This window comes from Exiguobacterium sp. s143, assembly GCF_018618895.1.
GTDB lineage: Bacteria > Bacillota > Bacilli > Exiguobacteriales > Exiguobacteriaceae > Exiguobacterium_A > Exiguobacterium_A abrahamii.
This window is the reverse complement of the sequence record NZ_JACSMX010000002.1, coordinates 236,038-251,784: the sequence shown is the minus strand read 5'-3', so window position 1 is coordinate 251,784 and position 15,747 is coordinate 236,038. Positions and strand designations below refer to the sequence as shown.

The 15,747-nt window shown below is 48.5% G+C and carries 18 protein-coding genes; 2 read left to right on the top strand and 16 right to left on the bottom strand.

Annotated features, from left to right (window positions below; all coding sequences use genetic code 11):
* Position 1: 1 nt before the first annotated feature.
* The 14 genes from recN to aroQ all read right to left on the bottom strand — a co-directional run bounded on the left by recN (position 2) and on the right by aroQ (position 13,077).
* The gene (recN, locus tag KNQ03_RS09535; protein ID WP_023467587.1) at positions 2–1,708 is read right to left on the bottom strand and encodes a DNA repair protein RecN; all 1,707 of its coding nucleotides are present in this window, start codon (positions 1,706–1,708) and stop codon (positions 2–4) included.
* Positions 1,709–1,720: 12 nt separating this feature from the next.
* Positions 1,721–2,170 (bottom strand): transcriptional regulator AhrC/ArgR, encoded by a 450-nt coding sequence (ahrC, locus tag KNQ03_RS09530; protein WP_023467586.1) that lies wholly within the window; start codon positions 2,168–2,170, stop codon positions 1,721–1,723.
* A gap of 154 nt (positions 2,171–2,324) precedes the next feature.
* Entirely contained in the window at positions 2,325–3,131 is an 807-nt protein-coding gene (locus KNQ03_RS09525) for a TlyA family RNA methyltransferase (RefSeq protein WP_029341099.1), read from the bottom strand.
* 6 nt (positions 3,132–3,137) lie between these two features.
* Positions 3,138–5,024, bottom strand: a complete 1,887-nt coding sequence (gene dxs, locus KNQ03_RS09520; RefSeq protein WP_023467585.1) for a 1-deoxy-D-xylulose-5-phosphate synthase — start codon at positions 5,022–5,024, stop codon at positions 3,138–3,140.
* A gap of 117 nt (positions 5,025–5,141) precedes the next feature.
* Entirely contained in the window at positions 5,142–6,011 is an 870-nt protein-coding gene (locus KNQ03_RS09515; RefSeq protein ID WP_214724471.1) for a polyprenyl synthetase family protein, read from the bottom strand.
* Complete coding sequence (gene xseB, locus KNQ03_RS09510) at positions 6,008–6,229, bottom strand: exodeoxyribonuclease VII small subunit (protein WP_023467583.1); 222 nt, start codon at positions 6,227–6,229, stop codon at positions 6,008–6,010. Before xseB ends, KNQ03_RS09515 begins: the two co-directional genes overlap by 4 nt.
* Before the next feature lie 2 nt (positions 6,230–6,231).
* Entirely contained in the window at positions 6,232–7,554 is a 1,323-nt protein-coding gene (gene xseA / locus KNQ03_RS09505; protein ID WP_214724469.1) for an exodeoxyribonuclease VII large subunit, read from the bottom strand.
* Complete coding sequence (gene folD / locus KNQ03_RS09500; protein WP_082627410.1) at positions 7,551–8,384, bottom strand: bifunctional methylenetetrahydrofolate dehydrogenase/methenyltetrahydrofolate cyclohydrolase FolD; 834 nt, start codon at positions 8,382–8,384, stop codon at positions 7,551–7,553. The genes xseA and folD overlap by 4 nt, the downstream gene beginning before the upstream one ends.
* 72 nt (positions 8,385–8,456) lie before the next feature.
* Complete coding sequence (nusB, locus tag KNQ03_RS09495) at positions 8,457–8,861, bottom strand: transcription antitermination factor NusB (protein ID WP_023467580.1); 405 nt, start codon at positions 8,859–8,861, stop codon at positions 8,457–8,459.
* Positions 8,862–8,981: 120 nt separating this feature from the next.
* Entirely contained in the window at positions 8,982–10,334 is a 1,353-nt protein-coding gene (gene accC, locus KNQ03_RS09490; RefSeq protein WP_035409099.1) for an acetyl-CoA carboxylase biotin carboxylase subunit, read from the bottom strand.
* Positions 10,335–10,349: 15 nt separating this feature from the next.
* The gene (gene accB, locus KNQ03_RS09485) at positions 10,350–10,799 is read right to left on the bottom strand and encodes an acetyl-CoA carboxylase biotin carboxyl carrier protein (protein WP_058704313.1); all 450 of its coding nucleotides are present in this window, start codon (positions 10,797–10,799) and stop codon (positions 10,350–10,352) included.
* A 168-nt stretch (positions 10,800–10,967) separates the two neighbouring features.
* Entirely contained in the window at positions 10,968–11,534 is a 567-nt protein-coding gene (efp, locus tag KNQ03_RS09480) for an elongation factor P (protein WP_023467577.1), read from the bottom strand.
* Between the two features lie 35 nt (positions 11,535–11,569).
* Entirely contained in the window at positions 11,570–12,634 is a 1,065-nt protein-coding gene (locus KNQ03_RS09475; RefSeq protein ID WP_023467576.1) for a M24 family metallopeptidase, read from the bottom strand.
* The gene (gene aroQ / locus KNQ03_RS09470; protein WP_023467575.1) at positions 12,631–13,077 is read right to left on the bottom strand and encodes a type II 3-dehydroquinate dehydratase; all 447 of its coding nucleotides are present in this window, start codon (positions 13,075–13,077) and stop codon (positions 12,631–12,633) included. Before aroQ ends, KNQ03_RS09475 begins: the two co-directional genes overlap by 4 nt.
* A gap of 156 nt (positions 13,078–13,233) precedes the next feature.
* Between aroQ and KNQ03_RS09465 the strand changes: the two genes are divergently transcribed.
* Positions 13,234–14,166: a DUF1385 domain-containing protein gene (locus KNQ03_RS09465; protein WP_133207977.1), complete on the top strand. Its 933-nt coding sequence runs from the start codon at positions 13,234–13,236 to the stop codon at positions 14,164–14,166.
* Between the two features lie 20 nt (positions 14,167–14,186).
* The gene (locus KNQ03_RS09460; RefSeq protein WP_023467573.1) at positions 14,187–14,588 is read left to right on the top strand and encodes an SA1362 family protein; all 402 of its coding nucleotides are present in this window, start codon (positions 14,187–14,189) and stop codon (positions 14,586–14,588) included.
* A 57-nt stretch (positions 14,589–14,645) separates the two neighbouring features.
* On the opposite strand, the gene hpt is transcribed toward KNQ03_RS09460, so the two are convergent.
* Positions 14,646–15,173: a hypoxanthine phosphoribosyltransferase gene (gene hpt / locus KNQ03_RS09455; protein WP_064300287.1), complete on the bottom strand. Its 528-nt coding sequence runs from the start codon at positions 15,171–15,173 to the stop codon at positions 14,646–14,648.
* Positions 15,174–15,321: 148 nt separating this feature from the next.
* On the bottom strand, positions 15,322–15,744 hold the full coding sequence (gene mntR / locus KNQ03_RS09450; RefSeq protein ID WP_035398709.1) for a transcriptional regulator MntR: 423 nt from the start codon (positions 15,742–15,744) through the stop codon (positions 15,322–15,324).
* Positions 15,745–15,747: the final 3 nt, after the last annotated feature.

Below are 15,747 nucleotides of genomic sequence, written 5' to 3'. Positions count from 1 at the left end.
CTTACACCCCATTTTTAAGCGATTCTTTCATCGTCTTCGCCTGATCCATCAATTCCTCGGCATGGCGTAACGTCAAATCCGTCATATGTGCACCGGAAATCATCCGTCCTAGTTCGTTTCCTCGATCTGACTGAGACAAGACGTTGACCTGTGTCGTCGTACGATCCGTCTCCTCGATTTTCCGAATATAGAGATGTTGATCGGCCATCGAAGCGACTTGCGGTAAGTGCGTAATACAAAGCACTTGTCCGTCTACCGATAATCGATAGATTTTTTCAGCCATCGCTTGTGCGACACGACCCGATACTCCTGTATCGACTTCATCGAAAATGATCGAAGCAACTCCGACCGAGCGCGAGAAGATTGACTTCAATCCGAGCATGATACGAGATAACTCCCCGCCCGATGCAACTTTTCCGAGCGACTTGAATGGCTCTCCCGCATTCGTCATGATGAAGAACTCCACTTGGTCGATTCCGTTCTTGCGTAGCATCGGTGTCTTCCCGTCTTGAAGAAAACGAATTTCAAACCGTGCTTTTTCCATGTAGAGCTCACGCAACTCCAGATGAATCGCTTCGCTTAATTGAACGGCCGCTTTTCGACGCTGTTGCGACAGACGCCCACCTATCTCAAACAATTCGCCTTCGAGCTGTTCGACTTCGGCTTTTAAGCGTTCAATCCGTTCATCTCGATTCGTCATCGTATCGAGTTCAACACGAATCTTCTCCCCATACGCGATGACTTCCTCGATCGTCGCCCCGTATTTTCGTTTCAGTTGTTGAAAGACGGATAAACGTTGTTCGATCTCATCGAGTCGATTGGAATCGAACTCAAGTGTTTCGAGTTGATCTCGAATCGCATACCCGACTTCTTCGAGTCCATAAAAAGCGCTTGCGATCGCGTCACTCTGCTGCGAAAACTGTTCGTCGATGCTTGATGCTTGTTGTAATTCACGCATCGCGTCTCCAACAGAGTCGATGCCGCGCATCTCATCATGCAAAGCATCGTACGCTGTCTTTAACGACGCATATAGCTTCTCGAAATTCGCGAGACGATTTCGTTCGACGAGCAACTCGTCTTCCTCATGTGCTCGAAGTTTTGCGCCTTCAATCTCTTCCGTCTGGAACGATAGTAGATCAATCCGTTGAGCGAGTTCTTGCTCACTTTGCGCGAGCGATTGCAGCGCCGTCCGTTTTTCTTCATACGCTTGATAACCGGATTGATAGGCTTGAAGGAGCGGTGCAATCGTCTCTTGCGCGAAGTCATCGAGAATCGCTTGATGATACGTACTGTCCATTAAATGCTGATGTTCATGTTGCCCGTGCATGTCGACGAGGACACGCCCGAACTCCCGTAAGATCGTCAGTGTGACCAGCTTATTGTTGACGCGACAGACACTTTTCCCGGTCGCGAACAGATCACGTCGTAAGATGATCAATCCATCTTCGATATCGATACCATACTCTTCTGCGAGATCATAGACGAGATGGTCGTCTTCAATCAGAAACAATCCTTCTAGCTCCGCTCGATCTTCCCCGTATCGAACGAATTCCGCGGATCCACGTCCACCAATCAATAATCCGATCGCGTCGAGAACGATCGATTTACCGGCACCTGTTTCCCCAGTCAAGACGGTCATTCCTTTTTTAAAGTCGATCTGTAGCTCGTCAATGATCGCAAATTGTTTGATCGATAATTCAGCTAGCATCCTGTCAACTCCTTACAGCATTTCTAAAATTCGTTCCGTCACTTCTTTCGCTTGTTCCTCACTTCGTGCGATCAATAGGATCGTATCGTCCCCACACACCGTGCCAAGCAGTTCGTTCCAGCTCAAATGGTCCAGTAAGACAGCGACTGCATTCGCATTTCCCGGCAGGACATGCATGACAATCAGATTTTGAGCAGAATCAATCGAGATGAAGCTGTCCCCGAGCAGACGCCGCAATTTCCCGAGTGGGTTGAAGCGTTGGTCGGCAGGTAAGCTGTATTTATAACGTCCATCATTCAACGGGACCTTAACGAGGTGAAGTTCCTTGATATCTCGTGATACCGTTGCCTGTGTCACCTTATATCCTGCATTCCGTAATTCCTCTACCAATTCATCTTGGGTTTCTACTTCCGACTGGGTGATGATCTCCCGAATCTTAATCAACCGTTGCCCCTTTGTCATCCCTGCACCTCACAGTATTCTTCGATGTTACTATTGTAATCCAATAAATCATTAAAAGTCCACGTTTGCCATTTTATTATACGGTTTTCGTCGCTCCGAACAATAAGGAAGACGGACCCATGAACCGGATCCGTCCTCGTTTTCATCTGTTCGTTTAAAGACTAGCATGTGCTTGCTTGACTGTCTCTGTCGCATGGACAGATGGATCAAGTCCTGGTTGACCAAGGCGCGCATGCAATAAGAACTCGATGTTCCCCTCTCCACCGGTAATCGGCGAATAGTCGAGCTGTTTCACATAGAACCCTTGTTGAATGAAGAATTCAACCATCTCATCGAGGACGCGGACATGAATCCGTTCATCCCGCACGATGCCTTTTTTACCGATATCATCACGCCCCGCTTCGAATTGCGGTTTGACGAGCGCCATGACATCTCCTCCTTCGACGAGGATCGTCTTCAGGGGTGGAAGCATCAACCGTAACGAGATGAATGAGACATCAATCGTCGCAAACTGTGGCGCAACAGGGAACATATCTGGTGTTGCGTGCCGAAAGTTCGTTTTCTCCATCACCGTCACACGATCATCCGAACGAAGCTTCCAGTCCAGCTGATTGGAACCGACATCAAGCGCATACATATGCGCTGCTCCATTTTGTAAGGAGCAATCGGTAAAGCCACCCGTTGACGATCCGATATCGAGACCTGTTTTACCAGCGACATCGAAATCGAATACTTGAAGTGCCTTTTCCATCTTGAAGCCTCCACGACCGACATAAGGCATCAACTGACCTTTAACATGCAGGTCGATGTCCGACTTGACCTTCTCACCAGCCTTCTCTAATCGTTCCGTTCCGCTAAAGACAAGTCCAGCCATGATTGATCGTTTCGCTTTTTCACGCGTTTCAAACAAACCGCGCTCGACGAGAAGAACGTCGAGGCGGATTTTTTTTACATTTTCCATGAATCGTCACACACTCTGTTTCTTTCCTTGATTGACGAAAGCGCGTACTTCTTCTGCGATTTGTCCAGGTAATAATCCGATTTCTTCCAGTAATTCGTTCACACCGCCGTGCTCGATATACCAATCCGGAATACCGAAGCGTTTGACGCGTGGGAATGCTTCCTGCTCGTTCGCATGCTCAAGGACAGCTGATCCGAATCCACCTTTTAAGACGGCTTCTTCGAGCGTCACGAGTGGAATGCCTTCTGCGTAAAGGGCATTCAGCATCTTCTCATCAAGCGGTTTGATCGTCCGAGCATTGATGACACGAACCGACAGTTCGTCTGCTAGGAGATCCGCGATTTTGAGCGCATCTTGTACTTGTGGTCCAAACGCAAGGATCGCGACGTCCGTTCCTTCACGTTCGACTTCCCATGTATCAAGCGAAATTTCATGCAGTGTCTCGTCCATTGGTACACCGATACCTTCTCCACGTGGGAAACGAACGGCGATTGGTCCTTCATATTTGACGGCCGAATAGAGCAAGTGTTGCAGTTCGTTCTCATCCTTCGCCATGACGATCCGGATGTTCGGTACGTGACGCATGAAGGCAATATCGAAGACGCCTTGGTGTGTTTCACCATCTGCGCCAACGAGACCTGATCGGTCAATCGTAAACGTCACATCTAGATTTTGACGCGCCACGTCGTGAACAAGCTGATCGTATGCACGTTGGAAGAAGGTCGAGTAGATCGATACGACAGGTTTCATGCCTTGCGTCGCCTGACCAGCTGCAAATGTCACAGCATGTTGTTCTGCAATCCCAACGTCAAACATCCGCTCTGGGAATTCTTTTTCAAAACAATCGAGTTTTGAACCGACGCTCATCGCTGGCGTGATCAACGTCAGCTTTTCATCATCGCGTGCCATCTTCGTCAAAGTATCCGCTACCGTAAAGGAGTAACTAGGTGCTTTTGATTTCCCTTTGATGACTTCGCCAGACTCCATCTTGTACGGTCCAAGACCATGCCATGTGCCGACACCATCGAACTCTGCCGGACGATAGCCTTTCCCTTTTTTCGTGATGACATGAAGCAGGACAGGACCTTCTTCTTTTTTCACGTAATTGAGCTGTTCGATTAAATCATCAAGATCGTGCCCATCGACTGGACCATAATAGTTGAAGCCGAGCTCTTCGAAGAACATGCCAGGAACAAGTGCGCCTTTAACGGCTTCCTTCAACTTCTCGCTTCCTTTTTCAAGGCGTCCGCCAATGACCGGAATCTTTTTGATCAACGTTTCAAGCTCGTCTTGGGCAAAACGCACTTTACGTGACGAACGAATTCTTCCAAGCATTTGATGCATCGCCCCAACGTTTGGTGCAATCGACATCTCGTTATCGTTCAAGATGACGATGACGTTTTGTTGTTCTGCTCCAATATGATTCAATGCTTCGAGTGCCATCCCACCTGTCAACGCACCATCACCGATGATTGCGACTGCACGATCACTCTTACCGCTCAGTTCATTCGAGACAGCAATCCCCATTGCTGCTGACAAGGACGTCGAGCTGTGTCCTGTCTCCCAAACGTCATGCACACTCTCATTACGTTTCGGGAACCCACAGAGTCCTTTGTGTTGACGGAGCGTATCAAACTGGCTCGCGCGTCCTGTCAAAATCTTATGCACGTATGCTTGGTGCCCGACATCCCAGACGAACTTGTCATTCGGACTGTCGAATTCACGATGCAACGCAAGTGTCAACTCAACGACACCGAGGTTCGGTGCCAAGTGTCCACCTGTCGTCGCTAATTCTTCAATCAAAAAGCGTCGAATATCGCCTGCGAGTACTTCGAGTTCGGAGACCGACATACGCTTTAAAAATGACGGATCCTGTATTTCTGTCAATTTCATACCTTACCGCCTCTTTTCCTTACAATCTTATAGGGTTTGTACCCTACATTGTACTAGAACAATCTATCGAGCGCCATTATCAGCATAGAAAAAGACGACGCAGATGCGTCGTCCTGCTTAATGGTCGCGCTTGACCACGAAGTCGAGCAGTTCCTTAAGTGTCGTCGCTTCGACTGATAATGCATCAATCGCTTGTTCCGCTGCTTCCACCTGAGCTGTCAGTGCGCGTTTCGCTCCTTCAAGACCCAGTAATTTTGGATACGTTGCTTTTTCGTTCCCTTCGTCGCTACCAACCGGTTTGCCGATTTTTTCAGCATCTCCCGTCACGTCCAAGATGTCATCTTGGATTTGGAATGCGATTCCGAGATGGCGACCGTATTGCTTCAAGTGCTCAAGATCCGTCGAGCTGACCGAGGCAAGCAAACCACCCGCTTCGACTGCAAAGACGAGGAGTGCTCCTGTTTTCCGACGGTGAATCGACTCAAGCTCCGCTACGTCATTGATGCCGCCACGCTCACCGAGCATATCGTCGAGCTGACCACCGACCATACCCGTAGCACCAGCCGCTGCTGCTAACCGTTCGACAAGTGCAAGCTTCACTTCTGGCGAAGCTGGTGTCTCAAGAAGACAGCTGAAGGCGTTCGTGAGCAAGGCATCTCCTGCTAAAATCGCTGTCGCTTCATCAAAAGCGATATGATTAGTCGGACGCCCTCGACGCAAATCATCATCGTCCATTGCGGGAAGGTCATCGTGAATCAGTGAGTATGTATGAATCATCTCAAGTGCCGCAGCAGTCGCGTCACCTTTTGAACGATCGACGGAAAAAGCATCGAGTACCGCATAAATCAAGGCTGGGCGAATTCGTTTCCCACCCGCATCGAGTGAATACCGCATCGAATCGCGTAAACGATCCGGTGCGTCGAGTCGCTCCATGAACTCTTCCATTTTGTTTTCGACTTGTGTCTTCCACTCATTCAAAGCAATCATTGCGCTCCTCCTTTTTCCCGAAGCGTACCATCTTGCTCCAGGATTTGATCGAGTTTTTTCTCAGCAACGGATAACTTTCCTTGGCAAAGAGCCGTCAGTTTGACGCCTTCTTCATATAGAGCCATCGCTTGTTCAAGAGGAGCTTCGCCCTCTTCGAGTAACGTGACGATTTCTTCTAATCGTTCCAGTGCTTCTTCAAAAGATTGTTCCGTCTCCATTCTTACTCCCCATCCTCTCGTTTAGCACGAATCGTTCCATCATGGAATCGGATATCGAACGAAGACGCTGTCAATGCCTTCGCGGAACGGACGATTTGTCCATCCTGTTCGACATACGTATAGCCGCGCATCAGAACATGCGTCGGACTGACGGAGTCGAGTCGCGCGAGCACATGACGCACCTGTTGTTGCTTCGATTGTAAAAGTCGACGAACGATTTCGAGTCGACGTCGTGATTGTTCAATCGTCGCCCGTTGTTGCACGAAGCGATCCCGCATCGGCACACGCATTAAGCGTGTTTCAAGACGCTCCACCTGTTGCTGGTGTTGCGCTACTACTTGCTTGATCTCCTTTTGGAGTGACATCTCTGCTCGGTCCAATTGTTCCTGCTTCAGTCCGAGTAGGACGCGTGGTGATTTCAGACCGTAGCTCGCAGCAAGCCGTGTCACTTGCTCTTGCTTACTTTTGAGAAGTTGTGCATACGTTCGTTCTAAACGACGCTCCACATCCTGCACCCGTCGAGATAGTGCCTCTGCTTTCGGAGTGACGAGTTCTGCCGCTGCCGTTGGTGTAGCAGCACGAACGTCGGCGACGAAATCACTGATCGTAAAATCCGTTTCGTGACCGACGGCAGAGACGATCGGAATGCGTGATTCAAACACGGCTGTCACGACAGACATCTCATTGAATGCCCACAGCTCCTCGATCGAACCACCACCACGACCAATGATCAACACATCACAGGCATCATGCTCATTCATCAGCTGAATGGCACGACTGATTTGTGGTGCCGCGTCCGCTCCCTGTACAAGGACCGGGGCGAAGACGATGGCCGCTTGCGGATAACGGCGCCGGAGTGTCGTTGCGATATCATGAAGCGCTGCTCCTTTTGGCGACGTGATGATCCCGATTCGCTCGGGAAAAGCTGGCAACGATTGTTTGATGGCTGGATCAAACCAGCCACGCTCTTCAAGATCCACCTTCAAGCGTGAGAACGCCTCATATAACGCTCCTACACCGTCTTCCGTCATCCGTTCGACATAGAGTTGCATCTCCCCAGAAGAGACATAGACGGATAAGCGCGCGGTGACGACGACTCGCATCCCATCGCGAACGTCTGCTTTGACTCGACTCGCATCCCGGGCAAACATGACGGCTTTCATCCGTGACTGCTCGTCCTTCAACGTAAAATAAAGGTGACCGGAAGAGTGTCGTTTAAAGTTCGACACTTCTCCCACCACCTGGACTTGTTGCAGAAGGGCGTCGCCTTCTAGTTCACGTTTGACATAGTGGACTAAATCGGAAACGTGAAGAGGTTCGCTCATCGCGCAGCCTCGATCGTGTTATGCAGTAGCATCGTGATCGTCATCGGACCAACGCCACCCGGAACAGGTGTAATCATCGATGCAACGTCTTGTACCGTATCAAACTCGACATCACCGACGAGTTTGCCATCGACACGGTTGACACCAACGTCAATGACGACAGCATCCGGTTTCACCATATCCGCCGTAATCAGCTTCGGTACGCCGACTGCGACGATCAAGATATCCGCTTGACGCGTCATCGCACCGAGATCTTTTGTCTTGGAATGACAATAGGAAACGGTAGCCGATTCATTCAAGAACAACATACCAACGGGTTTACCGACGATTTGGCTACGACCGACGACAACGACGTGTTGACCAGCAATCGGTACGTTCATCTCTTTGACGAGATGAAGAATGCCGTTTGGTGTACACGGTAAAAATGTCGGTTCACCAATCATCATTTTCCCGACAGAGACAGGATGAAAACCATCGACGTCCTTTTCAGGAGAAATCGCAAAAATGACCTTACTCTCATCAATGTGGTCAGGCAACGGCAATTGGACGAGAATCCCATGGACACTCGCATCAACGTTCAGACGGTCGATCAAGTGAAGAAGCTCTGATTCCGTTGTTTCTGCCGGAAGTCGGATTAACTCCGAATCCATGCCGATTTCCTTCGCCGCCTTTTCTTTACCACGTACATAGGACTGACTAGCAGGATCTTCGCCAATCAGGATGACAGTCAATTGCGGTTGAATCCGCTGTTCTTTCAGACGTGCGACTTCTTCTTTCAGCTTCATACGATATGAATGGGCTACCTGTTTTCCATCGATTACTACTGCCATGATTTGTCCACTCCCCCAAAAAGTTCGATTCACTCTTCTGTCTGTTTGTCTCTATTCGTCGGTTTTACAAGTTTATGAATTTTCTTTAACGACGCCTTGTGCGACCTTACCGAGAACACCGTTCACGATTTTTGTCGCTTCTTCGTCAGCGAACGCCTTCGTCAATTCAATCGCTTCGTTGATCGTCACTCGAACCGGAATGTTCGTTTCGAACAATAATTCGTAGACGGCTAAGCGAAGAATCGTCCGCTCGATGTTTCCGAGTCGTTCGAATGACCAGTTGACCAGTGCTTCTCGGATGTGTTGGTCAATCGTTGCTTTGTTCGTTTCGACGCCGTTCACCAATTGCTCGACGAATGTGTCATATTCCTTACCTTCTACCGCGAATTCAATGGCCTCTTGTGCAGTCAGATCCGAAAGCTCCATTTGGAACAAAGATTGGACTGCGAGTTCGCGTGCCATGTGTCGTTTCATCATGATTTTGCGTGCTCCTTTTTTTGTCGTTCTCAATCAGTTAGTTTAGCACATTCCTCTTTTAAAAAACATAGAGAACGCCAAAAAAAGACGGGAGTTCGTCGCACAAACTCCCGTCCCGATTCAGTTAACGATCGTACCTTTTAGCTCACGCTCTGCGAATTTCGTCGTGAACGTCCCACGCCGGAATACCGGGTGACTGAGAACACGTTCGTGGAACGGGATCGTCGTTTTGACACCTTCGATCCAAAATTCAGCCAGTGCACGTTCCATCTTCGCACATGCTTCTTCCCGTGTTTCCGCATGGACGATCAATTTCGCGACCATCGAGTCATAGTACGGTGGAATCATGTACCCCGGATAGACTGCGCTATCGATACGTACGCCCATTCCGCCTGGTGTCACGTATTGTGTGACGCGTCCAGCAGACGGACGGAAATCATGATCTGGATCCTCGGCATTGATTCGGCATTCGATCGAATGACCGTGGAACTTGATATCCTTTTGTTTAACGGCAAGCGGATGATCGAGCGCGACTTGCAATTGCGCTTGAACGAGGTCGAATCCAGTGATCATCTCCGTTACCGGGTGTTCGACTTGAATGCGCGTGTTCATCTCCATGAAGAAGAACTCTTCCGTCTCTTCGACGAAGATGAATTCGATCGTTCCAGCTCCCGTGTACTGAATCGCTTTTGCGGCTTTTACGGCAGCCTCGCCCATTTTTAATCGTGTCGCTTCACTGACCGCAGGTGATGGCGCTTCCTCGATCAGTTTCTGCATCCGGCGCTGGACGGTACAATCCCGTTCACCGAGGTGAATGACATTCCCGTGACGGTCAGCGAGGACCTGTACCTCGACATGGCGGAATTCTTCGATGAAACGTTCTAAATAGACATCCCCGTTTCCGAAAGCTTGTTTTGCTTCACGGCGTGTCTCACTTAGCCCGTTGATCAGCTCTTCTTCCGAACGAGCGACCCGAATCCCTTTACCTCCACCACCTGCTGTTGCTTTGATGATGACCGGATAACCAATTTCTTGCGCCAGTGCGACCGCTTCTTCGTCCGTGACCGTTCCATCTGAACCAGGTACGACAGGCACACCACACTCGATCATCGTTTTCTTCGCAACGTCCTTGATTCCCATCTGACGGATCGCATCCGACGTCGGACCAACGAACTTGATCCCGCATGCTTCACACATCTCAGCAAAATCGACGTTCTCGGCTAAGAAACCATAACCCGGATGGATCATCGTCACTTGACGGTTCGTTGCGATCGCAAGGATATTCGTAACGTTTAAGTAGGATGAAGCAGAACTCGCCTCACCGATGCAGTACGCCTCATCGGCTAAACGAACGTGTAAGGCTTCCTTATCCGCCGTCGAGTAGACAGCAACGGTCTGTATTCCAAGTTCCTTTGCCGCTCGAATGATACGGACGGCGATTTCTCCACGGTTGGCAATCAATAATTTTTCCATGCTGTTCACCCCCGTTTACGGACGGATCCGGAAGAGTGGTTGACCGAATTCAACGAGATCTCCATCGGCGACAAGAATCTCGACGACTGTTCCAGATACTTCCGAGTTTAAGTTATTGAAGAGTTTCATTGCTTCAAGGACACAAACGATTTGACCTACTTCAATCTGATCACCGACTTTGACGTATGCCGGTTTATCTGGATTCGGACGCGAATAGAACGTTCCGACCATCAAGGCATTGATCGTGACCGTATCATCCGTAGTCGCCTCTTCCTCGACTGGTGCTGCCGCTTGCTTCACAGGAGCAGGTGCCGCCACTGGAGCAGCAGGTGCTTGGTGCGAGACTGTCACTGTTTCTCCTTGTTTCTTCAACTTTAATTTATACGTATCCGTCTCGAGTGAGAGTTCATTTACACTCGACTGATCGAGCATTTCGAGTACTTGTTTCAACTGATCGATTTTCATCTGTCATTCTTCCCCCATCTATGCTGTATTCACAATTATTATACCAGGTGCTAATGCCTACTCAAATACTTATATTAACTGGTCATACCATTGGATGCAAGTCAAGCTGAATGAAAAAAGACGTCTCTCGACCTGATAGAAGGTGAGAGACGTCTTGTCGTTTCAATATTATCCGTTGTAACGACCTGTGAAATCACCTGTACGTGTATCAACCGTTACTTTTTCGCCTGCTTCGATGAAGAGTGGTACTTGAATGATATGACCTGTCTCCACTGTCGCATTTTTCTTGACGTTCGAAGCTGTATCACCCTTAACGCCAGGCTCTGCTTCAACGATCGTCATGACGACTGTGTTCGGCAATTCAAGACCGAGGATTTCGCCGTTGTAAACCGCGATTTGAACTTCCATGTTTTCAAGCAAGTATGGAAGAGCTGCTTCGACTTGTGCCGTCGTCAATTCCAATTGCTCATACGATTCTGTGTCCATGAAGACGTAAGTCTCGCCCATTGGGTAAAGGTATTGCATCTTGTTACGCTCGATGTGTGCACGCTCGACACGCTCACCACCACGGAATGTCATCTCTTGGATGTTTCCGTTACGGATGTTACGCATTTTCGTCCGAACGAAAGCTGCCCCTTTACCTGGTTTAACATGTTGGAATTCAAGTACTTGCCAAATCATACCGTCTGAAGTCTTAATCGTTAATCCTGTTTTTAAATCGTTTACTGATACCATGAATGGTTCCTCCTAAAATGTCCCGTCACTCTGAATTAGAGAGTGATCAGTTCTTTTGGTGAAGACGAAAGAATTTCTCGACCTGTTTCCGTGATCAAGACGTCATCTTCAATCCGGCATCCGCCAACTTGCGGCACGTAGATACCTGGTTCGACCGTAACGATCATGCCTGGTTCAAGTTTCGTCTCAGAGCGGAACGACAAGCCAGGTCCTTCATGTACTTCTAGACCAATACCGTGTCCCGTCGAGTGACCGAAGTACTCACCGTAACCTGCTTCTTTGATGATATCACGTGTCAACGCGTCCGCTTCGATCCCAGTGATGCCTGGTTTTAAGCCGTCGACACCCGCTAGTTGCGCTTGTAAGACCGTATCGTAGATTTTCTGCAACTCGGCATTGATCGGACCGACTGCGACAGTCCGTGTGATATCTGAAACATAACCGTTCAAGAGCGCTCCGAAATCAAGCGTGACGAGTTCACCTGTCGCAATGACCTTCGAGCTGGCAACACCGTGCGGCAAGGCAGAACGATAGCCCGATGCCACGATCGTATCGAAAGAAGAAGACGTCGCTCCATGCTTACGCATGAAGAATTCTAGTTCATTTGATACTTCAAGTTCCGTTCGTCCTGGTTGAATGTACGTCAAGATGTGTTGGAAGGTCGCGTCTGCGAGCTCCACCGCTTCCTTAATCATCTTAATCTCTGACGAATCCTTAATCAAGCGTAGGTTTTCAATGATTCCTGTCGTCGGAACAAGCTCGATTGCCGAAGCTTGATCGTATGCTTCAAAAGCACCAAGTGTCATCGCATCCTTTTCGACACCAACCGCGCGAACACGCGCTCCTGCCATCAATTCGCCCATCGTCTCTGGAATCGACCGTTCGATTTGGACGATCTCCATTCCTTTAACTTGGTCTGCCGCTTGCTCCGTGTAACGGAAATCCGTCACGAAGTACGCTTGCTCTTCTGTTACGAGACATGCACCACTTGAGCCAGTGAAGCCGGAAATGTAACGAATATTCTCTGCCTTCGTGACGAGTAATCCTGGAAGGTCCCGTTCCTTTAAAGCTGCTTGTAACGCCTCGATCCGTTGTTTCATGATTGATTTCCCCCTTGTTCCGATTGTTGTAAAGCTTGGAGTGCCTCCGTTGCCAGACGATATCCCGTCATGCCAAGTCCAGCGATGACACCTTGGCAGACGGGTGCGATCATCGAATGATGCCGGAAGGATTCACGTGCATGGACATTCGATAGATGGACCTCGATGACGGGCGCTTCGATTGCAGCAATCGCGTCACGTAACGCGATACTCGTATGCGTGTAGGCAGCCGCATTGAAGACGATGCCGTCCGCTCCCCGTTCCTCGTGAAGAACATCAATCAGTCGTCCTTCATGGTTCGATTGTTCAAACCGAAACTGAATGTTCGGAAAATATGTGCGAAGATCGTGTTCTAAGTCGGCTAATGTCGCCGTTCCATATGTATCCGGTTCGCGTGTTCCGAGTAAATTCAAGTTTGGTCCGTTTAATATCAAGACACGCAAAAAAACACCTCCTCAAATTCCTTTTCATTGTATCATAACCCGATTTCCGACTCCTAAAGATTACCTCGTTTTGACGAGTCGAACATAGTTTTTTTGTCGTAAATCAAGTACACTGACGATACACCTAATTTTAATGAAGACGGGATGCGTTCTATTATGAAAACGACTAATCCGCCGGTCGGTGGTCAAGCCATCGTCGAAGGCGTCATGTTCCAAAATGCGACCCATGCGGTCTCAGCGATTCGTCGAAATGATGAATCGATCGAGACGTTCGCCCAACAAAAGCCGGTTCGACCACGAATCGCTAAAGGTAAAAAAATCCCACTTCTGCGTGGCTTGTTTGCTTTAATGGAGTCCTCAGCGAATGGCGCCAGTCATATGAACTTCGCAAGTGACCGATACGGTGTCAAACCTGGTGAAGAAGAGCCGGAAGAAACGACTGCCAGCCCCTTGACGAAATGGCTCGGCGTAGCTGTAGTCGGGATCCTATCATTCTTTTTCGGTAAATTACTCTTTACGTTACTACCTGCTTTCCTTGCATCATTATTCGATGTGATCCCTGCTTTATCGGGACATGTCATTCAAAATGTCATCGAAGCAACAATCAAATTAACGCTTTTGTTCAGTTACCTCTACGTGATTTCATTGACTCCGCTCGTCAAACGACTCTTTCAATATCACGGTGCAGAGCATAAGGTCATCAACTGCGTCGAATCAGGACGCCCACTCACGGTCGAAAACGTTCGCGTCAGCAGTCGTCTTCATTACCGTTGCGGCTCGAGTTTCTTGATCTTCACCGTCATCGTCGGATTTTTCGTCTATCTGATCGTGCCAACGGATCCGCTTTGGTTGCGTCTCGTCTGCCGGATCGCCTTATTACCGGTCGTCATCGGTCTTTCATTTGAAGTGTTACAGCTGACGAATAAAGCGCAGCACATCAAAGGACTTCGCGTCATCGCCTTGCCTGGCCTATGGTTACAATACTTGACGACGAAAGAACCGGACGATGCACAGATCGAGGTTGCGATTTATGCGTTTGAAGCATTGGAAAAACAGGAACATAACCTACATGAGAATGCACTGGGTTAATCGATAACAGGGGTGATATTATGATCAGACAACGCATTGGTTCTACATTTGCACTCGTCGTGTTACTGTTCGCTTTTGTCGGCTTCGGATATAAACTCGTCAATAATCCAAGTAGTCTGTTTTCACAATTGCTGTTCTTCGGGATTACCGCCGGGATCATCTTCTTGCTCTTTAAGTTCCTGACTCGTAATCGAAGCGTCGGAACGGGCGCAAATGCTCAGTACCGAAAATCCGTCGCTCAATCAAAAAAAATGCATGGCTCTTCGAATTCTGTTCGCCGGACAGACTTTAAGAAAAAACCGGTCAAGTCCTCAAAAGCGCCGGCATCGAATAAAGTCAGACCGTTGCGCGATCGTTCAAAAGCGCCTCATCTGACAGTTATCGAAGGAAAAAAAGGCAAAAAGAAAAAACGTGCTTTTTAATTTCAGAAGTACATTAAAAAGGAGATTCGTCATGCGACGAACCTCCTTTTTTCGTGTTCAATCCGTTTCGACCCAACCGATATACGGTAGATTGCGATATTCCTCCGCACAATCGATTCCGTACCCAACAACGAAGTAATCCGGAATCTCGAAACCGACATAGTCTGCGTCGAGTTTTACTTCACGACGTGCCGGTTTATCAAGCAATGTACATACTTTGAGAACTCCGGGTTGATGCAATTTCATGTGATCACATAAGAAATGGAGCGTCCGCCCTGTGTCGATGATATCTTCGATGACGACGACATATTTCCCTTGAACATCAAGATCGAGATCTTTCTTCAACTGAACACGCCCGGAAGAGACGGTCTTTGTTCCGTAAGAAGAGCACGCGACTGTATCAATTTGAACGCTTCCTTTGATTTCGCGCATCAAATCCGCAGCAAAGACCATCGACCCTTTCAACACGACGACGAGAACGATTTGACGCCCAGCCGCATCCACTTCGATCTGTTGTGCTAATTCACGAACCTTTTCTTTCAGTTGTGACTCCGACACTAATTTTTCTTTAATCGTGATTTCCATGACAAGGTGCGAACACCCGCCACCCCCTTCGTCCATTTTCAGGCTCAGTATAGCATATCTAACTTAAAATGCGCACTTTATCATAAAAATGTAATGGATCGTTCGTGTTTGAGAACTTTTTTAGCAAGGAACTATAAAAAAACAAGCCTCAATCCTCTGGATGGGCTTGTTGATAGCGATGCAGTTCCTCTTTCAAACCAGGACGTTCCGCAAAGAACTGAATCATTCCGTTAATCTTATCCAACGCTTCGATACTAATATGATGCTCGATTCCTTCGACATCCTTATAAATCAGTTCTTCATCCACACCAACGAGACGAAGAAAATCTTCAAGTAAGGCGTGTCGTTCCACGAGACGCTTTCCGATTTTGCGTCCTTTAGGTGTCAGCATGAGACCCCGATACTTTTCGTAAACAAGGTACGTCTCCCGGTCGAGTTTTTGAACCATCTTCGTTACCGATGACGGGTGAACTCCTAACGACTCCGCTATATCCGATACGCGGGCATATCCCTTATCTTCAATCAGTTTATAAATTTGTTCCAAATAATCTTCCATACTCGGAGTTGGCACGAC